Genomic DNA, 19,728 nt, shown 5'->3' on the forward strand with positions numbered 1-19,728 from the left:
TCATTTTTAGAAAGAATATCTCTTTATTACCAATTTTTCGCCATCTTTTATAACGCAAACTATATTCTTGGCAACTATTGGCTGTTTGTTCTGTTTAGCGACATTAACAAAATTTTTATAGCTCTCAACAACGCTTTCGTCTTTGAACATTTTCTTATCATGGAAATAAAGACAAACAGTATTGCTATTGTCATTCTGCTGAGCATTCCAAATACTCAGCTGTTTATTTTTGGTCTTGATTTGATTTCTGTATTTATAGGTATAACTACAAACAGATTTTATATCCATGCGCACACCATCAAAAATCATATCGAGAGATTTGTATTGGCTGGTAGTATTAGGCATTCTTTCACCCTCTTTACATAAAATAACACTATGCCCGTTATTGTAAGCCAAGTCTCTCAATTCATATTCCAGATCATACCCAGTCATTTTACCCAGGCATGGCTCTTGGTTCTCGTCTGCCTTTTCGTGTTTGACGTGAGTAGCCTTAAGACCGCCTTTAGAGTTCATTGCCACATCTGTATATTCCTTGTCGCCTTTCAGTGATAAGAATTGCTTTCCCCTTTCGCTTTTCAAGACTATACTAGAAGTAATATACTGTTCGTTGTTTGTGAGAAATACAGGAATGCTCTTAGATGACAGAATCTTTGATTCGTTTCTGCTGATATAGTCGTTGAACTGCTTAGGAACCTCAGATACTCTTCGTTTAGGACCTATGCTCCAATATTCTTCCTCGCTCATAACGATAGGAATAGCATAGCACATACAATTTACATGCCATCCATTCCAATCAAATGGCAACGGATAAATACCAGCTAATTCATTGCACATATCATGCTTAGGATGGCTACCACTCGGCTTTATCTCTTTGCCTTTAATGTAATCCATCCTAGCCCATCTTTCCTGCTCGGCAGAACGGTAGGCCATGTTTATCTCGTTACGTGCCAGGCGCACGCTTCTGTACTCGCAGTTCTGAATAGTTATGGCTTTTCCATATTTCTTCTTATAGGCTTTGGCAAGTGATGGATAATCATTAAGGTACTTACTGACCTTCTTGCTGAGTTTAACAGCACTCATACCCTTCTCTATGCCGACAGACAGAGATTTCTCCAGAGCCTCCTTTACATCAGCTCTCTGGTTCCATATTCTTTCTGAAAGACCGAGACCTTTAATCTTTCTCTCTATGAAAGCCTTCTTTGCTGCGTTGTTGTGCTCAAAGTAAGCTTTCTGCTTTGCGTCCGCTATCTTCCTAGTAAAGGTACCGATTACCCTTTTGGCAAGTAGGTCCTGCAGCGTGTTACTGTTCTTCCATTCGTCCGATATTCCATCATAGACCAATGCCTGCATATTGTTTGAATAGTAATCCAGCAAGGCATTCACCTTTCTTTCTGTTCTAGGGTAATCATCAAAAGAGAACTCGCCATCCCCATCGAAGTCGGTGGAGGTGGCGATTTTAGCGGACTCCTTGGCAAGAGTCTCATAGATGGAAATGATTTTCCTGGTATAAGCGTTCAGTCTCTTGCCAAGGTCTTTATATGCCTTTTTCTGATTAGGCAGTTTTGGCTTTTTCATACAATTTCATTTTAAAGTGTTTGCAGCAATCCCAGTTGAGAAGAACGCTCCATTCTTGATATGGGCATTTGGCTAGGATAGGCTGACCTTTAAGGCTCATACTATGAAAGTCAGTAGCATGAGCACATTCACGGCAAAAGTGCAGTTTCTCTTCTTCCTTCTTCTTTCTCATGGCTATTCCTCCGAGAATAAGTTAGGCATAGAAGCTGCTGTTCTTGTGGCCTCTACTTCCTCTTCTCCTTGAATCTCGTTGAAAGTCTTGTCAGGATCATCGGAAAGACCGGCACGCTGAATAGATTCCTTCTGGCTGACGAGAGGCTTGTTGCCGTTAGCCTTAAGCCATTTGTCAATCTGGGTATTCTCATCCTCCTGGATGAATGGAGTGATAATGTGCTCTACAGTAATCTCATCCATTCTAGCTGCCCATTTCGTGTTCATCTTGGAAAGGAACGCCTTTATGACGTTGGCCTCTCTCTCGAAGCCTTCAATCCAGGCACCAGTCTCCTCTCCTATCTTAAGATGGGCATCCATGAGGAGTGTCTTTCTTGAATCATAGCCGATATTGCCAAGGCTCTTCATATTCTCGAAACTGATGTCCGGCATCTGAGACTGCATGAAGAAAAGCTTGACGAGAGTGTCAACGTGATACTTAAGAGCCTCGATAGCCTGCTGCCAAGACACGTAGCTAACATCGCCGTCTTCGCTGACTCTATACACCCTCTTGCTCTCTCCCTTTCGCTCCATTCCAACGATGGCACCGGCAATCTTCAAGACAGGAGCGGAATTGTATGCCACAACATCGCTGTTTCGGGAAATGGTGTACTCGATATTCTCACGGATAGGTTTCAATCCTTCCCAGCATGGCTTGTGCCGGTACCAGAACACGGCTGGAATCTTGTCGATAGAAATCTCATTATCATCCACCAAATTCCATCCGGACTCTTCGTCGTCTGAAGACAGGTCCCACTTGTAATGATGGTCTGCGGTATAGGTCTCGAAGAAGGTGTGCTCTGTGTCAGTAACCTTACGCTTATACTCGAATGACAGAGCAAGCAAGTCGTCATACTCATCAAAGTAAGGATAGATGTCAACTCCGTCCATTGGAGAGAATGTCTTGCATTTCAGTTTGTACTGACTGTCGAACCCGTAGAGCTTGTTAGGCTTCTTCTGCGTGTACCAAAGTGTGAACATCTGACAAGAGGCGTAATAGCACTTTGCTCTGTGCATGTTCACGGCATCAATGTGTGCACAGGTGTAGATTTTCTCGATGGCACGAACAATCGTCTTCAGTTCCTCGTCAGCCTGATCATACGTATATACACGCTTGACCGGTATAGCCATTGTGAACTCAGAGATTCTTCTAGTAAGAAGCTTCTCCAATCCGATAGGCAATCTAGCTGCCTTTTCTACAATTCCGTCATCAAGCGTTCTGTCCTGTCTGCCTACGTGGTCTTCTACGATTTCATGGAGCATAGGCTCATACTCAGATAACAGGGTACTCCAAAGTGGAATATCCAACACGCGTTGTTTCAGCTCTCCTATGATGCTGCCAACGTCATTTCTTTTAAAAAGTTCATTAAAATCTATCATAATCTTCGAAGTTTGATTTGGCAAAATTACGGATATATTCGCATATATTTAATGGTTTTAGTATTTTTAACTAAAATAATCGTTGGTAAATTTGCATATATCAGAAAATTTTCGTACCTTTGCATATAGATAAAAGGTAGTAGTTTTGACTATTCAGAGCCTACCTTATAAGTTGAACCAATTAAAATTATAAAGATTATGAATAATTCAGTCGAGACAAAGAAGGAAGAGGTTAGAAAGAACATTAAGAATGCGTTCGAGTCAGCCACAAAGAAAATCAGAGACATTATTTCTGTTTGTCCTGATTGGGAGGTAGAGGGCGTTGACGTAGGCTACAAGTCACTTATCGCTCATTTGAATTTGAAAGGAGTAGGAAGAGACATGATGGTGATTCGCTACCAAGCAAAGGTAGGTAACTTCCAGGAAGAGTCATTTAACACCAATGTAGCAAGCTTCGGCAGCTTTGACCTTCTGGAAACAAACGAAAACCTTAAGTACTATACAGCAGTTGGCGACATACTCAATCATAAAGACATGCTTTCGCTTTTGAAAGAGACAATGGTTTTCTTTGCAAATAAGATTGCAGAGCTACGTAAGGAGTACGATAAGTTAGACAAGGAGGATTAGTTATGACAAAGCAAGAAGAAATCGATATTCTACAGTCCTTGAAGGGTGATACCTATTTCGCTCAGTTCTTCGGTAGCAAGGACATTGACCAGATGTGTCAGAACATCAATAACGATTTCGCCATTGAGGGCGGATGCGGATTTAATCAGAAAGCAGAAGCTTTAGAGCGAATTAACGCAGACCTTAAAAAGGAGATTCAACAGAAAATCTATGATTTGGGGATGGAACTTATCAAGGACTTAGATAAGGGATTTGATGAGGATGCCATCTATCAGTTGGTTAAAGGCGAGGTCGGAGTAGATGCCATCATCAAGTTTAAGCGTAAGAACGATTTGGAGCTTACGGATAAGGAGATAGATTATTTGGTATCTAAACTTCCATGATTATGAAGCATATATGTAGTAATTGTATAGCTTCCGAGATATGCTATAGTGAAGGCAAGAAGCCTAATGACACTTGTCTTCACTGGGAATGGAGATATACAGGTTTATGGTTTGACAATTAAAAGTAAGACAATGGGAAAAGAGAAAGTTACAGTAAACGATTTGAAGGTTACACTCTCAGAGCTTGGTGTAACATCTGGCTTGAAGCAGGAAAAGATTATCCAACGCCTGCAGGTCAATGGCTGCTTGATTGCAATGGTAACAGATGTATTGGATCAGCTCATCAAGGATGAACAGGGCATGTTTAGGCTGTTAAGCGTTCAGTACAAGCAAGAGCAGAAGATGCACTACACTCAGATGCAGGATGCAGCCAAAAAGTACTACTTCCATTTGAAACCCTTTAATAAGAGTTTCTTCGGTGATGAGAATATTTGCGCCAACCTGGAGGATAATGCAAATGACATCTATGAAATCATCAAGCTTCTTGCGGACCATACTAACGACCACAAGGATATGGAGACGATCAAGAGAAACCTCAGAAAGAGAAAGTTGAACCATCATATTTTCGATTAAAATTATGGCAGATTATAAAGTTGAAGTAGATTTATCGGACTTGTACGATGATATGACAATCAGTGAGCAGAAGAGCTTTCTAGTTGATAAGTTCTGTTCCTTACCAATAGGCTCGATGGAAGAAGTGGTTGGCGAAATGCTGGAGAACCTTAATGGAAATCAGACAGCCAAAGTTATAGAAGACGCTTTTGACAACTTGCATGAGCAAGCACAGGAGCATGTAATCAACTATGTAAAAGGGTAAGGCTATGATGTCCGATAAACAATATAGAGTTGCTCGCAAATGGTGCGTTGCGGTATTTTTGCCGCTAGCATTTGAAATGAACGTTTTAATTTGCTCATGTTTACATTACTTTGTGCCATATCTATACAGATTTAAAAATTCTTCTGCAAAGATAGGCGGTTATTATTATACATGAGCAGAACTTTACATCTTTTTGGTACCGATTGGGGCGCTATGATGGTACCGATTCAAGTGATACGATGGTACCGAATGCAGTGCTATGATGGTACCGATTCATGCGCTATAGTGGTACCGATTCGCCGATACTGTCACTTCAACAGTCTGTATGTTCACAGGACTGAAAGACAAGAATGGAACACCTATCTATGAGGGGGATATAGTTATGCACAAAGATAACAATGCGGAAAGAAGAGGTGATATTAATTGGGATAGTAAAGCTGCTGCTTTCTGCTTTGGTCAAGATTTCTTAGTTCACTACCATTCTGAAGATATGGTAGTTGTCGGCAACAAATTCGATAAGTAGCGTATGAAGAATAAGATTTTAGACTTAACCAAGTCAGCCGTTTGGTTGGTCTTGTGTCTGATTGTTGGTGCATTGATATGTGAGGGCATTTGCTCATTGGCTAATATCAATAAACCAGCAAAGAGAGTTGGTATATCTGTAATCACAGAAGAAGAGCACGATTATCTGGTAGTGGACACGAAACACGGAGTTTGTGTTATTCACGCAGAGAGCTGCCCTTGTAATAAAAAGAAGTAGCCTATGAAGATTAGACAAGCCAAGAAGATAATGAAGCGTTGCTACGGAAGTCCTCGCTATATAAGGATGATATTGGATGGTTTGAATGTATCGAAAAAACTGCCTAAGATTAAGCAATACTGGGAGCCTAGATGGGCTTTGTATTATGCTAGCAAAGGTGGTGGCTATGGCAGAGTTGACCATCGTATCGTAAAGGCTGAAAAGATTACTGCAAGATATTCTCGCAAGCTAATGAATCACCTTACCAGGTGGGCTGGCAAAACCAATTTCGAAATTAGAGATATACTAAGCAGTGCAAATAAACTAAAAAGATATGACTTATGATAAAAGAAAGATATTATTACGCAGTAGCCGCCTTCCTACGTAAGGATGGCAAATTAGCCTATACCTCAGTTACGAGCTCCGTTAAAGGGGAAGAGGAGGATATTAAGTTCTATCCTCTAATGAACCTCATCACTGACGTCGAAGAGCGATTCAAGGATGATATGGTTTGTGGTACAACTATCATACATGGCGTTACTGAGATTAGTAAAGAGGACTATGAAGCCTATAACGAACGCATAGCTAAGATAAATAAGAAGGAGGGTTAGCACATGACTTTTTTGAATATTACTGTAGGTGAGAAGGAGTTTGATGAAATCAAAGAAGGCAAGGTAGGACTAGTATGTTTACCTTGCACTCCACGTTGGTGTCATACATTAGTCGATGGTGTAAAGAGGGAGGAAAGATTAGACCAATTAACGGCTAGATTAGATAGTAATGGAAAACCTCATATTCAGTATGGGTACACTATCGAACATTACTTTAAGAAAGTTGATTATGTTCAGCTTTCCTGTAAGGTTGGTTCTCAAATAAGAGTTCTCGTTAAGGATTGCGCAGGTTTCAGTATTGAGACTACTCAAACGAAAAATGATAATGGCTTTGTCAAGTTTAAGCCAAAAAACTTTGTTGTTCATCTAAAATAAACAAAATATGATTATGAAACAAGAAATGCAAAAATCAATCTTCAAGATTCAAACAGCAGTTGAAACTCTGACAAGACAGAAAGTTATCGACAAAAATGTGTATGACTTTATCCATGGAGAAATCAAATCTCTTTCGGAAAGTGTAGAGAATATAGTGGAAGTAAATACCCCCGATGAAACTCTTCTTACCTTCACAGATAAGGAGAAGTATGTAAATCAGCATATCAATCTTGCTGATACATCTGTACTTTGCAAAGAGTTAAATAGAAGAAAAGAAATTGGTAACGATTTCTTTGTAATAAGAACTGAGGGGAAAATTGGTTAATTATGGAAAAGGAAGTATTGACCCTCACCGTCAGCAAGGAATGGTTCGATATGATAGTGTCGGGCGAAAAGAATGAAGAGTATCGGGTAATTAAAGATTTTTGGATGAGTCGCCTTCTCCTTATCAAGGATGAGAAATTCAAAGATTTCGATAAGTATGATAAGCTTCATATCGGTAAGACATTTGAAATGCTTATAGACATCAATGCTATCAAGGAGAAACTGAATAATGGTACAATGAAGTTCGTACCATTCACTCACGTTCTCTTCAAGAACGGCTACTATGACGATAGCCCAAAGGTAGAAAAGGAGATTGAGAGTATAACCATCGGCAAGCCGAAGAAAGGTCTTTGCCCAGGCAGGTGGTTGGACCATGAGTTTTTCATTATTAAGTTCAAGTGATATGATTGCAATTAAAGTATCTTCCGAGAACATTCAAGAATTATGGGAATGCCCGGACGTTTCAGAGTTAGTAAAGACTATCAGCGGAGACCGCAAGAAGCAGACGTTGATAGTTAGGTTGAAAAATCGAGAGTTCTATGTCCCTGATGGATTCTATCTCGTGAAAGACGAGAATGATCAATGGAGCACACTCAGCCCATCACTGTATGAACTTATAAAAGACAAGGTTCATGGCGAGAAGTGAGGAGGATATCAGGGAGTACCATAGAAGGTACTACCAGGAGCATAAGGAACATTTATTGGCAAGAATGGAAGTCTATCGTAAAGAGAACGCTGAAAGGATTGCTGCAAACAGAAGATATAACAGAAAGAGAAAGAAAGCCTTGGGCGGCTTAATGAACCCAAATGTAAAATAATGAGTAGAGGAAAACATTTTAGTGCAGAAGAGATTGAGTTCATCAAGGTTAACGCTTTGGTGATGACGACAACGGAGATTGCAAAGCAGCTCAATCGTAATTATTGGGCCATCCATCGAAAGATGAAGGAAATGGGCATCAGCAAGAGCCACGTGTTTACTGCTGACGAGGATTTCATCATTCGCAGAATGTATGGCAAGTACCCGGTAAAAGCCATTGCTACCAAGATTGGCGTGGACGAGAACGCTATTTACAACCGTTGCAAGAAGCTTAAGCTAACGAAAGGAGGTGCGCAATGATTGTCATAGTTACCGCTATGGATAAGGAATACGACCTTATCAGAGAATGGCTTATGAAGTCGGATATGCAAAACACGGTTTTGTTTAAGACGGGAATAGGAAAGGTAAATGCTGCTATCGGTTTAACCGATTTTCTCTCTTCTGTCGCAAATGACGTTGTTACAAGAGTTATATCGGTAGGATGTGCCGGTGCTGCCGTTGCAGGATTGAAACCTGGTAATGTCGTGATTGGCAATTCGTACTGCTACCACGATGTATATTGTGGCGAACCGAATGCCAACGGGCAAGTTCAAGGTATGCCGGCAGTCTTTCCTTCTGATTTCTCTTGGATTGATATGGATGAAAGATTCAGATTAGGAACCATAGCTACGGGAGATAAGTTTGTCACTACGAGGGAGCAGGTATTGGCAATTAAGGAGTTTCTTCCTAATTCTTATAACGTATGTGCTATTGACATGGAGTCTGCTGCCCTCGCGCAGGTATGCTACAAGAAGGGTATTGGTTTTACGTCCATCCGAGTTATTAGCGATAATCCCCTGGAGCCGAACCAGACCGAGCAGTATGCAGGTTTTTGGGATAGTCTTGCCGAAAAGGCATTTAGTGTTGTTTGTAAATTATTAGAGAATGATACCAAGTTTTAAAGTTGATCATACGAAACTGAAGCCAGGTCTTTATGTTTCGAGAGTAGATAAATGGGGCATGGAGACTGCTACCACATTCGATATTCGCGTGTGCAAGCCAAACAAAGATATGATGTCACCTGCTGTCGCGCACACAATAGAGCATTTGATGGCGGACTACCTACGCAATGATAGTCCTTTTAGCAATTCCGTTCTGTATTTTGGACCGATGGGTTGTCTTACAGGTTTCTATCTTATCCTTAAAGGTACGTGGACTTCAAAGCTCATAAAGGAAATGATAGTAGAAGCCTTCAAGGCTTGTTCGCTATCAAAGACGATTCCAGGTGCATCAGAAGTGGAATGCGGTAATTACAAGCTCAACGACTTAAAAGGAGCAAAAGAGCTATGTGATATGTTCTCCGTATATCTATCCACAGCTGGACCGGATAAGCTCAATTATCCAGATTAATATTTATATGTAACCATAAAGTATTTAATCATTAAGTATATTTCCTTGCAAAATATTTGGTGATTAAATACTTTTTTTATAATTTTGCAGCATTACTTATTGCTATCGCTTCGTACTGGGATATTTCTTGAATTTTATTGTTCAATTAAATATTTAGTTAGAATGAAAAAAAGAACGAAGCAAGTTTTAGTTATTCTGAAACCCAAATCAAAGGCGTTGGGGTTCAGTAGAGAGGAGTTAGAGGGTATTGCTGCCGATGTTGCCAATAACTTAGAACTCGATGAAGAAGCCTCAGACGAGGATGTAAACGCAGAGATTGAAAAGCAGGTTAATGCGGTTCTTCCTTATCTTAAGATTGCGCAAAAGACTGCGCAGCGTACTATCCAGAGCTTTAAGGATAGTCAAGACTTGGATGACGACGAGGTCGATGACGACGATGATGACCCTGCCGGCAACAAGAAACCAATCCGCAAACAGAAGAAAGAGAAAGAAGAGCAGGTCCCAGCATGGGCGCAGGCACTCATTACTCAGAACAAAGCCTTGCAGACCGAAATCCTCGGTTTGAAGTCAGAGCGAGAGAATGATGGCCGCCGTTCTAAGCTGAAGGCACTCCTTAAGGACAAAGGTACGTTCGGAAAGACCGTCTTGAAGAATTTCGACAAGATGAAGTTCGAGAACGAATCTGAGTTCGATGATTTCTACGATGGTGTTGTGGAGGACTTGGCAGCTATCGATCAAGAGCGTGCTAACGAAGGTCTCGGAAAACTTGGTGCTCCTGCGGCTCAGAGAAATCCTAAGAAGGAAGAGGTTGAGGTTATCAAGGGCGATGAGATTGATGAGCTTGCCGAAACAATGTAATCTTTAAATTTTAAAAGTTATGTATGGCGTAAGCAAGACAAAAACGTTTGATTCAGGCAAGGAGTCTGTAATCATCAGAAATTACGTGAATGGCATCATGGGTGGTGTCATTCTTGACATGACAGGTTTCTCTGGAGAGTTCATCCAGTGCGGACACATTATCATTCGTGATACCAAGTCTGGCGAGTACAAGCCTATGCCGGTAACAGGTGAGGCTTATGCTTCATTGCCGGAAAATCACGAGTATGTAGGTGTCTGCATGACAACTGCTCCTGTAGATACCCCTCATGTAGGTGTTATGACGGCAGGTGAGGCTAATGATAAGGCTGTCCCTTACCCTGTCGATACAATCAAGGCAGCTTTGAAAACAGACGTTCCTACTCTTCAGTGGGGACACGATGCAATCGGTTAAGGAGGTGATTTATGCAACAGAGTTCTTTATTTCTTAAGTATATCTTGAGTTTCTTCCCAATCCTGAAGACCTTGATTGAGAAGATAAACAGTAAGCGCAAGAACGAGATGACGTATCTCCACAAGGATACATCCATTCTCCGCCGCGTTTATTCTACCGACAACAAATGGGAAGCCGACACAGTTGATACCTCTTACGTAGCTGCTGACTACGTGGCAGTGGATTCTCCGGTTCCTTTGAAGTCTCGTGACAAGATTTCAACCGCCAACGGCAAACTGCCAAAGGTCGGTATGAAGAAATTCTTGAAGGAGTCAGATATCCTCGCTCTCAGGCTCATGGAAGCCCAGGGCGGTCAGACAGCAGAGATTCGCCGTAAGTTGGCGCAGGACCCGGTAGCTTGTAATGTCGGTGTTGATGAGCGTAATGAGTATGCCCTTCTGTATGGTCTTTCTAACGGCTACGTAGCTGTTCGTGACGACGATAATCCAAAGGAGTTGCTCCGTATCAAGTATCAGTACTTGCCAGAAAATCAGCTCGGCATCAACAACGTTGATACTGGTGTTACCGTTGCAGACTTGAAGGAATGTATCGAGCGAGCATCGAATGATGGCAACACCATCTTGATCTTCTGGATTGGTAAGGCTAAGTTTGACGAACTGAAGAAGGCACAAGACGCTCGCGAGCTTGTTGCCAACTACAAGGGTCAGACTTACGATTCCAACACAAAGCTCCCAGTTCCTACTGCCAACGTATTCCAGGAGGCATTCTTGGACGAGACCGGTGTATCATTCCGCATCATCAACCGTACTGTCCGCTTGGAGCATGATGGTGTGAAGAAGAGCGTTAAGCCTTGGAACAACGATATGATTATCGGTGTCTGCTCACAGATGATTGGTGCCCTCGTTTACGGTCAGGTAGCAGAGGCAACCAACAGAGTGGCAGGTGTAACCTATCAGCAGATTGATTACAAGCTTATCTCTCAGTATTCTACAACTGATCCATTGCGTGAGACGACTGCGGTGCAGGCATACTGCTTGCCTGTCATCGAGGACGTTGATACAATTTATCAGATTAATACTAAGCTGGCAGACCCAGACGTTTCTGTTGATACCGAAAAGGAGAAAGCAGATACAGAGGACGCTAAGGTAACAATCTCTGATGTGACCTACAAGAAGCCGGAGGCTATCACAACTCTCAACGCTCTTGGTGCTACACTTCCTAGTGACGCCAGCGACAAGGAGGTTATTGATGCCTACAATGAGCTGCCTCCTACAAAGAAGAAGGAGTTCAAGGATAACGCAGCTAAAGCTGAGGAGTAATCATGAAGACGGTCGGACAAGCTTTGGTGGATGAGGTACACATCCCTATCCCCTATGGTTTCGTGGAAAACGCCTGCATAAAGCGTGACCTCGATATCGAATCAGAGTTCACTGGTGACGTTGCCAGAAGTGACGCCTACAAAGGAACGCTTGCCGACTGTCTGCTTTCTCTCATACAAGCCGTTAGCTTTTCCGAAGCGGACAAATCAATAGGTTCCCTCTCGGAAGACCAGCGAAAGGCTATATTAGTTCAAGTCAATAGTTTATATAACTCTATCGGCGAGGAGGAGGTTTCACTTACTCCGAAGCCGACAGTTTACATTAATTGCTGATGAGTCTATTGAGTTTTCATGCCTCAAAGCTATACCGGCAGCAGAAGGTAGCTGGCTATACAGATGATGATGGAAATTATCACCAGGGCAAGACCGAGTGGAAGTTCTGCTGCACTTGTGATGTAGTTCCTGCTGGCGAGGCCAACAAGTTAGTTACATCTGACGGTTCTATTGATTACTACTCCTACGAAGTGCATAACTTGCCCGTAGGAATTGAAAAGTTCTCTTATGGGGATTTTATCAAGCTAGAAATTTTAGGGGCTGAGGATGTAATTATCAAGGTCAAGGGATTTCATCGTTATCAACTCCAGTGTAAGATATGGGCATAAGAATGACAACCAGCGCTTCCGCTCTCGATGCCTTCCTACAAAGAGCCGCAAGGAAGATACAGGAGAATGTGCTTAAGGCATTGAGCAAGCTAGGAGACGAATCTGTGGTTAGAATCCGTAACAGGTCTGCCAAGGAAAGCTGGATAGACCATACGGGCAACCTAAGAAGTTCTATAGGCTTCGCCGTGTACGAGCAGGGAAGTAAATATATGGAATCAGCCTTTTCGCAGGTTCTCAGTGGCACAGACGGCTCTGTAAAGGGCAAGAAGATGATCAATGACCTTGCTAAGGAATATTCCAGGGTTTATGCTTTGGTTGTCGTTGCCGGAATGGAATACGCAGGAGAGGTGGAAGCCTTGGAAAGCAAGGATGTCCTCGCTTCAACGAAGATATGGGCCACATCCATTGTAGAGCAGCGTGTGAAGACAGCAATAGACTCAGCAGTTAATGAAATAAACAAGTGGAAGATATGAAATCAGACGGAGCAATTAAGACAGATGTTTACCGGTACATCAACGAAAGCGGTTTCATGAACAACGTCAATGGCAAGCTGTCAAAGACGATGAGACCGCATAATTCTCATAAGGAAGATGTCGTTATCTCCATCTTGGCTAATGAGGGAACGCAGCTTCAAACGGCGATTATAAATGTAAATATATATATACAAGACCAGGATGTAGATGGGCAGTTCGAGGAGAACACTATCAGAGTTGACGAAATCTGCAAACTGGCTTGGAATCTCTTGGAAATGTTCAGAACGAGCGAATATGTTGCCCACGCTATTGAGCAGAGGGTATATGCAGCAAGCACGGGAGAACATGTAATAAATAATCAAGTTGAATATAAACTCATAAACGATTAAATTATGTCAGTAACATCATGGGGCAAATGCACTATCTACGTTCAAGAGGTAGGTAGCAAAAAGAATGAGTGGACTAAGCTCCCAACTCCAAAGGATGGCACTACTACTGTTACTCCAACGAAAGGCGATACTATGACCCAGGTTGAGGAAGGTGGCGGAATTGTTGACCGCAAGACAAAGAAGTCCACCTACGAGGCTGTATATCAGCTCTTCATCAAGAAGAACCAGTCGCAGCCATTCAAGACCATCGACGGTATCGTAGAGGGTAACTACCGTTTGGCTATCCAGCCGGAAGACGCCGAGCTTCCTGGCGTTTACATGGGTAATACCACAATCGGTGCAGAAGAGGCCTATACAACTGAGAGCGGTGCTCTTATCACGTACACTCACTCAGCTCTCATTCCAGAGGGTGATGCGGTGGCTAAGACTGTCAACTCGAAGGGTGAGGACGTATATTGTGCTTACCGTTGGCGTGTCATTACTGCCACAAAGACAACAGGTGGAAAGTATGCCTTGACTTTCAAGAAGCCGCAGGACGGTGATACCCCTCCTGCTGAAATCACGGAAACCTACGCAGAGACATAGGCATATTCTAATATCCCCTTCTGCCGACTGAGGGTTATCAGCCGGCAACCTACCCAAGTAGCTCAGTTGGGAGAGCGAGACCAAATAGTCCGTCGCATGCAAAAAAATCCAGGGTCTTCAAAAGCTGGTTGAAAGACGCAGGTTCGAGTCCTGCCTTGGGTGCCAATAATTTAAATTCGAGTGATATGGAAGAGTTAGGAATCATTATATCGAATACGCTCACAGATATGCCGATAGGCTTTGATACTGAGCACGCTCACGTTAACATCTACCCTACTACACTGGGTATGATGTACCTAACGTCGCAGTTAGTAGATAGCTTGGAGCTAGACAAAGAGTTACTTCAAGCTGATCCATTCTTGGAAGCATTGCGAGTTGCAAACACCAAAAGGGAGACATGCTGCAGATTGATTGCATATCACTCACTCAATACAAAGAACGAAATACTAGACTCCAAATGCGTAAGCAGGCAGACGGAGTTAATCTTCAAAGAATGCTCCAACGAGGATATAGCCACTCTCCTCATCATCATCCTTAAGGCTAACTCATACCAGACAATAGCCAAAGAGACAGGAATGGAAGAAGAAGCGAAGCGTATGGCAAAAGTCAACGCAGCAAAGAAGTCGGAGAATAGCTTTATCTTCGGGGGCAAGACAATATGGGGAACTCTCATAGACGCCGCTTGCGAAAGATACGGATGGACTTTCGATTACGTAGTATGGGGAATATCGTATAACAACCTGACTCTCATGCTCAAAGACAAGATTACTTCAATCTATCTGTCTGACGAGGAGAGGAAGAAAGCCCATATACCGGCAGCAGGGGAAGAGGTCATCGATGGCAACAACAAGGAGGCGGTCATGAAGGCGGTGATAGAGTCCGAGACCGAGATTTAACCGAAGTCTTCCTGCGCACGCACGTAAAGTTCCCATATCGAACACTCATATTTGGTGTTTCCACGGCGATTCTTTATAACACAGTATAAATTCAAGGAAAAATAGAACATTATGCCAAGCATTAAATTCGATACAATAGTCGAGACAGCCAAGGTCGTTTCCGGTTTTCGAGACATTCAGAACGCAGTTCATCAGACTGCCGAGAGGGTTGAGAAGGACGGAAAGTCTATTGACGATGTAATCTCGAATATACAGAACAGCATGAACATTGCCATTGGCGGTTGGAGCATCGGCAAGTTCGTCAATCAGATGATGCAGGTCCGCGGTCAGTTCCAGCAGACAGAAATGGCATTCAAGACGATGTTGCAGTCTGAGGAGAAAGCTGATGCTCTCATGAAGCAGTTGATCCGCACGGCAGCCGTCACACCTTTCGGGGTTGAAGACGTTACAGAGGGAGCCAAGCAGCTTCTTGCGTTCAACGTAGCAGCCGAGGATGTCAACAAGACGCTTATCGGATTGGGAGACGTGGCGGCAGGTATGGGTCTGAACCTTAAAGACCTCGTAATGCTTTACGGCACCACCATCGCCAAGGGCAAGATGGACACAATGGATTTGTACCAGTTCCTCAACCGAGGTATTCCTATTGCAGATGAGATAGCCAAGGTTATGGGTCTTGACGTTACCAACGCCATCAAGGAGGTACAGAAGCAAATCAAGGCAGGCAAGGTTACCAGCGATATCTTCATCCAGGCAATGCAGAATATGTCTGCAGAGGGTAGTAAGTTCGGTGGCTTGATGGAGGCTCAGTCCAAGACTATTACAGGTCAGATAAGCAACATTGAGGATGCCATCGAGCAGATGTTCAATGACCTCGGCAAATCCCAGGAGGGTGTTATCAATACCGGATTGGGAGTCGTTTCCACCCTCGTTGAGAATTGGGAGACGGTAGGCAAGGTGCTTATGACTGTCGTTGCAGCATATGGAGCATACAAGGCTGCGGTGATAACAATGATAGCAATATCTAAGGCACAGGTAGCTTGGGAGAGTGCGAAAGCATTCTTGTCTTTAGCGAAGTCTATCACAACCGCCAAGGATGCCATGGCTCTGTTCAATTTGGTCTCTTCTTCAAATGTTCTCGGTCTGGTTCTTGGTGCAGTAGCAGCTGGAGTCACGATGTTCAATCTTTTCGGCAATAGCGCTGAGGATGCCGCTACCAAGACCTCCAAATTTACCGAGAGTGCAAATGAAGCATCAAGCAAGGTCGAGTCGCTAATCTCCATTCTGAAGACTGCAAAGGAAGGCTCCAAGGTTTACAAGGACACCATCAAGGAGCTGTCAAACATCTATGACAACTATGGGATTGCTATTGACAAGATCAAGGAAGACGAAAGCAACCTTGTGGATGTTAAGCAGCAGGAGATAGATAAATCTAAAGAACTCGTCGAGCAAATCAAGCTGGAGGCTACAGAGCGCAACAGAGCCAATGCAATCTCCAAGGCTAATGAAGACTACAACAACCGTGTTGATAGCGCTCAGCAAGCCCTTTTGGGTAAGTTGAAGGATTATGGAACTTCTAGCAGCGGTATAGCGGTCGGCATACAGAACATCGTATCTGACTCGGTTATCAAGCAGTTTGATGACCTAACACAGAAGATGGCTGGCTTGAATGAGCACTCCAAGGAGTATCAGACCTATCTGAAGCAATACAATCAGTTAGAGGCTTCTTTGATATCCGAATCTGAAAAGCTTGCTAATGCTTTCGGTTTTACAGGAGACAAGACAAGCGATGCCAGGAAGGCATTGATAGGCTATCTCTATGAACTTCGAGCTGCAAAGAAGCTGCATACCGAGGAGGCAGATAATATCAACAAAGCTGCAGATGCTACCGAGGATTTCGGTAATAAGTCTGCCTCAACCAAAGACAGAATAAACGCTTTGCAGAAGCAGCTCCAGGGTGCCGGCGAGGATGTACACGTTCTCTACAACCGTGTCAAGGAGTTCATGCAGAACTATTCCGAGAACAACATCAACTTCCACGTCAACTTCGATGCCAAGATGCCATCGTGGATGCAGAATATGAATATTCCGGAACTGGGACGCTTAGGTAAGTACTTTTCCGCTTTGGCACGCGACCTTGCAAACAACAAGAAGTCAGGTGCGCTAGTCAATGGCAAATGGATGTCAACCAACGATATCGCCCAGCGAGGATGGGATTATACCAATGCGGCCAACACCAAGCAGACCAAGGCAGAAGACGATGTAAAGAAGAAGCGGCGTGAGAAGGAAGAGGCAGAAGCCAATGCCAAGAAGAACGCTTCCAAAGCCAAGAAAGCAGCCGCCGATGCCAAGAAGCTAGCAGAAGACCGCAAGAAGGCCCAGGAGGAACTGAACGAAGATTTGAAGCAGCTGCAGCAGGAAAATATCGACACCGATATATCTCAGATGCAGGAAGGCACGGAGAAGAAGATTGCTGAAATCAAGAACGACTACGCCAAGCGTAAAGCCGAGATTGACAAGCAGGAAGCAGAGTTCAAGAAGAAAAACAAGGAAGCTGGCAAGAAGGCATCCCTTACCTCTGCTCAGTCCAATGCTCTCTCCAAGGCTAGAGACCTCGCTACCCAAGAGTATAACAAGAAGCTTGATGAGGTCAACAGGGAAGCCCTCACCTCTATGCGTGACTACTTGAAGGAGTATGGTTCTCTCTATCAGCAGAAGCAAGCCATTGCCGAGGAGTACGAGGAGAAGATTGCCAAGGCTCAGACACAGGGTGAAAAGCTCTCTCTTCAGCAGCAGAGAAAGAAGGACCTCCAAACCATCGAGATAAATGCCATCAGACAGAACATCGATTGGGGAAGCGTCTTCGGAGACTTCGGCGCTATGTTCAAGGACCAACTGGAGCCTACCATTGAGAAGCTGCAAGAACTCTCCAAGAGCACAACAGATGTTAATGAGCAGAAGACCATACAGGAACTTATCTCCAAGTTACAAGGCTCTGCCACCGTCTGGGATAGTGACATCTTCAAGAAGGTTTCGGACGATATCAACGCCTATCAGTCAGCCATGCAGGGCTATATTGATGCACAAGAGCGAGAGATTGAAGCCACGAAAGCCGTTACCAAGGCGCAGGAAGACCTTGCCAAGGCTAAGAAGAGCGGTGACAAGACAAGTATCAGCAAGGCTGAAGGCAACCTCTCTAGAGCGCAGAACGTACTCGCTACCGCATCTAACAACGTTTTGGAGTTCGGTTCATCAGTTCAGAAGGCATCATCAGACTTGCAGACATCTGCACAGAAGGCAGTTTCTCAGTTCCAGCAGCTCGAAGCTGGCTTGCAGGGTCTCACATCTGGGTCACTCAAAGGCATAGGAAACTCCATTCTAGGACTTGACAAGCTTTTCGGCGGCAACATGCAGAAGGACGTTGCCAACACTCTAGCAAAGGGCATCCAAGGGTTGCTCGGTAAAGACAGTGACGCAGCCAAAACTCTGACGAAAGCTTTAGGGGAAAGCGGTATGGCAGGTGAAATAATCTCCGCAATACTCGGCATCCTCGATATTCTGAAAGATGGCTTCGGAACACTCATCAGCAACCTCATGGACACGGTCTTTGGCGCAGTAACGGGCATCCTCGATGATGCTTTATCGGGTGACATCGTTATGAAGCCATTGAAGAGTATCGGGAACAACGTTTCTCATATCCTCAACACGCTTTCATTCGGTGGCTTCAATAGTCTGTTCGGTGGAGATGGAAATGCAAAGAAGGTCAATGATACCATCGAAAGACTGACGGACAGAAATACCCTCTTGCAGCAATCCATCGAGGATTTGACTGATGCAATGGAAAACTCCTTTGGCTCAAAGGCAACCTCATACTACGAGCAAGCCTATAAGAATCAGCAGGAGACCAATCAGAACTACCTCGACATCGCAAAGGCGCAGGCAAGCTATCATGGTTCGCACCACTCATGGAACGCTTATTGGGGCGGCTTCGGTAGTGATGAGATGGATTGGATCAAGAAGAACGTCAAATCAGATTTCAATGGCGACCTCTTCTCCCTTAGTCCAGAAGAAATGAAGCTCCTCCGTGGCAACGTTGCCATTTGGGAGCATATCGAGAACACTGGAAAGGGTAACTATGGTGGGCGTCTGACAGAGAAGCTGAATGACTACATAGACCAAGCGGGCAAGCTGGAAGAGTTGTCAGAGCAGTTCAAGGAGAACCTTACTCAGATTTCCTTCAGTGGAATGAGAGATAGCTTTTTGACGGACCTCATGGACATGAAGAAGGATGGTAGCGACTTTGCTAGCGAAATGGCAGATGATTTCGCAGAAAAGATGCAGAAGTCCCTTCTCTCTTTCAGTATGGAAGACCTTATCAATGGAGACTTGAAGAAACTCTACGATGATTGGGCAAAGGCTATGAAGGATAAAAACGGAAAGCTAACCAAAGAAGATGTAGATGCTTTCTATAAGCGTTACGATGATATTGTCCAGGAAGGCTTGAAGAGACGTGACGAGTGGGCAAAAGTGACAGGCTACACTGGTTCTTCATCCTCATCACAGACCGCAACAAGCGGAGGATGGGCATCTATGGGGCAAGATACCGCAGACGAGCTGAATGGTCGCTTCACCGCTCTACAGATTGCAGGAGAGTCCATAGCTCAGAACATGACTACCACCATATCACAGATGGAGAGCATCGTTACACTCGGTATCTCAACCAATGGTGCAGTATTGGAGATAAGAAACATGATGATTATGACAAACAGCTACCTCGAAGACATCGTGAAGTATTCAAAGCTTACCTACAATGACTTCGGAGCCAAGCTGGATGACATGAACAGAAGATTAAAGGATATTTGACCTCTATAGGCTTTTCGCTTGTCAGCCC

General features: G+C 43.8%; 26 protein-coding genes, 1 tRNA gene and 1 pseudogene. 26 read left to right on the forward strand and 2 right to left on the reverse strand.

Translation table 11 applies throughout. The features are described 5' to 3' along the window. Positions 1-6 precede the first annotated feature (6 nt). Positions 7-1,575, reverse strand: a complete 1,569-nt coding sequence (locus ONT08_RS02350; RefSeq protein ID WP_264959134.1) for a hypothetical protein — start codon at positions 1,573-1,575, stop codon at positions 7-9. 174 nt (positions 1,576-1,749) lie between these two features. Next, a complete protein-coding gene (locus ONT08_RS02355) occupies positions 1,750-3,165 on the reverse strand; it encodes a phage portal protein (protein WP_264959137.1) in 1,416 nt (471 codons plus the stop codon). A 198-nt stretch (positions 3,166-3,363) separates the two neighbouring features. Here ONT08_RS02355 and ONT08_RS02360 point away from each other — a divergent pair, with 198 nt between their 5' ends. The 26 genes and pseudogenes from ONT08_RS02360 (at position 3,364) to ONT08_RS02485 (ending at position 19,700) form a co-directional block, all read left to right on the forward strand. After that, the gene (locus ONT08_RS02360; protein ID WP_264959139.1) at positions 3,364-3,792 is read left to right on the forward strand and encodes a hypothetical protein; all 429 of its coding nucleotides are present in this window, start codon (positions 3,364-3,366) and stop codon (positions 3,790-3,792) included. A gap of 2 nt (positions 3,793-3,794) precedes the next feature. Further along, positions 3,795-4,175 carry a hypothetical protein gene (locus tag ONT08_RS02365; RefSeq protein WP_264959141.1) on the forward strand — a complete coding sequence of 127 codons (381 nt, stop codon included), beginning with the start codon at positions 3,795-3,797 and terminating at the stop codon, positions 4,173-4,175. A gap of 132 nt (positions 4,176-4,307) precedes the next feature. Next, a complete protein-coding gene (locus ONT08_RS02370) occupies positions 4,308-4,748 on the forward strand; it encodes a hypothetical protein (RefSeq protein ID WP_264959143.1) in 441 nt (146 codons plus the stop codon). A gap of 4 nt (positions 4,749-4,752) precedes the next feature. Continuing rightward, positions 4,753-4,992, forward strand: a complete 240-nt coding sequence (locus ONT08_RS02375) for a hypothetical protein (RefSeq protein ID WP_264959145.1) — start codon at positions 4,753-4,755, stop codon at positions 4,990-4,992. A gap of 316 nt (positions 4,993-5,308) precedes the next feature. Beyond that, positions 5,309-5,515: pseudogene (locus ONT08_RS02380) on the forward strand (YopX family protein); the annotation flags it as partial. A 240-nt stretch (positions 5,516-5,755) separates the two neighbouring features. Next, positions 5,756-6,076, forward strand: a complete 321-nt coding sequence (locus ONT08_RS02385) for a hypothetical protein (RefSeq protein WP_264959150.1) — start codon at positions 5,756-5,758, stop codon at positions 6,074-6,076. Further along, entirely contained in the window at positions 6,073-6,342 is a 270-nt protein-coding gene (locus ONT08_RS02390) for a hypothetical protein (protein WP_153092552.1), read from the forward strand. Before ONT08_RS02385 ends, ONT08_RS02390 begins: the two co-directional genes overlap by 4 nt. Before the next feature lie 3 nt (positions 6,343-6,345). Continuing rightward, positions 6,346-6,717, forward strand: a complete 372-nt coding sequence (locus ONT08_RS02395) for a hypothetical protein (RefSeq protein WP_264959153.1) — start codon at positions 6,346-6,348, stop codon at positions 6,715-6,717. 13 nt (positions 6,718-6,730) lie between these two features. Next, a complete protein-coding gene (locus ONT08_RS02400; protein WP_264959154.1) occupies positions 6,731-7,042 on the forward strand; it encodes a hypothetical protein in 312 nt (103 codons plus the stop codon). 2 nt (positions 7,043-7,044) lie between these two features. Continuing rightward, positions 7,045-7,443: a hypothetical protein gene (locus tag ONT08_RS02405; protein WP_264959155.1), complete on the forward strand. Its 399-nt coding sequence runs from the start codon at positions 7,045-7,047 to the stop codon at positions 7,441-7,443. Position 7,444: 1 nt separating this feature from the next. Continuing rightward, the gene (locus ONT08_RS02410) at positions 7,445-7,687 is read left to right on the forward strand and encodes a hypothetical protein (protein ID WP_264959156.1); all 243 of its coding nucleotides are present in this window, start codon (positions 7,445-7,447) and stop codon (positions 7,685-7,687) included. Beyond that, complete coding sequence (locus ONT08_RS02415) at positions 7,674-7,859, forward strand: hypothetical protein (RefSeq protein ID WP_264959157.1); 186 nt, start codon at positions 7,674-7,676, stop codon at positions 7,857-7,859. Before ONT08_RS02410 ends, ONT08_RS02415 begins: the two co-directional genes overlap by 14 nt. Then, positions 7,859-8,158: a hypothetical protein gene (locus ONT08_RS02420; RefSeq protein ID WP_153079980.1), complete on the forward strand. Its 300-nt coding sequence runs from the start codon at positions 7,859-7,861 to the stop codon at positions 8,156-8,158. Before ONT08_RS02415 ends, ONT08_RS02420 begins: the two co-directional genes overlap by 1 nt. Continuing rightward, positions 8,155-8,799 (forward strand): 5'-methylthioadenosine/S-adenosylhomocysteine nucleosidase, encoded by a 645-nt coding sequence (mtnN, locus tag ONT08_RS02425; protein WP_218483499.1) that lies wholly within the window; start codon positions 8,155-8,157, stop codon positions 8,797-8,799. The genes ONT08_RS02420 and mtnN overlap by 4 nt, the downstream gene beginning before the upstream one ends. After that, positions 8,783-9,247 (forward strand): S-ribosylhomocysteine lyase, encoded by a 465-nt coding sequence (locus ONT08_RS02430; RefSeq protein ID WP_264959158.1) that lies wholly within the window; start codon positions 8,783-8,785, stop codon positions 9,245-9,247. The genes mtnN and ONT08_RS02430 overlap by 17 nt, the downstream gene beginning before the upstream one ends. 162 nt (positions 9,248-9,409) lie before the next feature. Beyond that, on the forward strand, positions 9,410-10,105 hold the full coding sequence (locus ONT08_RS02435; RefSeq protein ID WP_264959159.1) for a hypothetical protein: 696 nt from the start codon (positions 9,410-9,412) through the stop codon (positions 10,103-10,105). A 19-nt stretch (positions 10,106-10,124) separates the two neighbouring features. Beyond that, positions 10,125-10,517: a hypothetical protein gene (locus tag ONT08_RS02440; protein ID WP_264959160.1), complete on the forward strand. Its 393-nt coding sequence runs from the start codon at positions 10,125-10,127 to the stop codon at positions 10,515-10,517. Between the two features lie 11 nt (positions 10,518-10,528). Next, the gene (locus ONT08_RS02445) at positions 10,529-11,836 is read left to right on the forward strand and encodes a major capsid protein (RefSeq protein ID WP_264959161.1); all 1,308 of its coding nucleotides are present in this window, start codon (positions 10,529-10,531) and stop codon (positions 11,834-11,836) included. A gap of 2 nt (positions 11,837-11,838) precedes the next feature. Continuing rightward, positions 11,839-12,168 carry a hypothetical protein gene (locus ONT08_RS02450; protein ID WP_264959162.1) on the forward strand — a complete coding sequence of 110 codons (330 nt, stop codon included), beginning with the start codon at positions 11,839-11,841 and terminating at the stop codon, positions 12,166-12,168. Next, entirely contained in the window at positions 12,168-12,497 is a 330-nt protein-coding gene (locus ONT08_RS02455; RefSeq protein WP_218483490.1) for a hypothetical protein, read from the forward strand. Before ONT08_RS02450 ends, ONT08_RS02455 begins: the two co-directional genes overlap by 1 nt. Then, a complete protein-coding gene (locus ONT08_RS02460; RefSeq protein WP_194256614.1) occupies positions 12,488-12,970 on the forward strand; it encodes a hypothetical protein in 483 nt (160 codons plus the stop codon). Before ONT08_RS02455 ends, ONT08_RS02460 begins: the two co-directional genes overlap by 10 nt. After that, positions 12,967-13,359, forward strand: a complete 393-nt coding sequence (locus tag ONT08_RS02465; RefSeq protein WP_264953327.1) for a hypothetical protein — start codon at positions 12,967-12,969, stop codon at positions 13,357-13,359. The genes ONT08_RS02460 and ONT08_RS02465 overlap by 4 nt, the downstream gene beginning before the upstream one ends. Positions 13,360-13,362: 3 nt before the next feature. Next, a complete protein-coding gene (locus ONT08_RS02470; RefSeq protein ID WP_264959163.1) occupies positions 13,363-13,944 on the forward strand; it encodes a hypothetical protein in 582 nt (193 codons plus the stop codon). A gap of 51 nt (positions 13,945-13,995) precedes the next feature. After that, positions 13,996-14,109: transfer RNA gene (locus ONT08_RS02475), tRNA-OTHER, on the forward strand. Between the two features lie 20 nt (positions 14,110-14,129). Next, positions 14,130-14,840 carry a hypothetical protein gene (locus ONT08_RS02480; RefSeq protein WP_153092562.1) on the forward strand — a complete coding sequence of 237 codons (711 nt, stop codon included), beginning with the start codon at positions 14,130-14,132 and terminating at the stop codon, positions 14,838-14,840. Between the two features lie 111 nt (positions 14,841-14,951). Then, complete coding sequence (locus ONT08_RS02485; protein WP_264959164.1) at positions 14,952-19,700, forward strand: tape measure protein; 4,749 nt, start codon at positions 14,952-14,954, stop codon at positions 19,698-19,700. Positions 19,701-19,728 lie beyond the last annotated feature (28 nt).

This window comes from Segatella copri (genome assembly GCF_026015465.1).
In the GTDB taxonomy this organism is placed as follows: Bacteria; Bacteroidota; Bacteroidia; order Bacteroidales; family Bacteroidaceae; genus Prevotella; species Prevotella copri_E.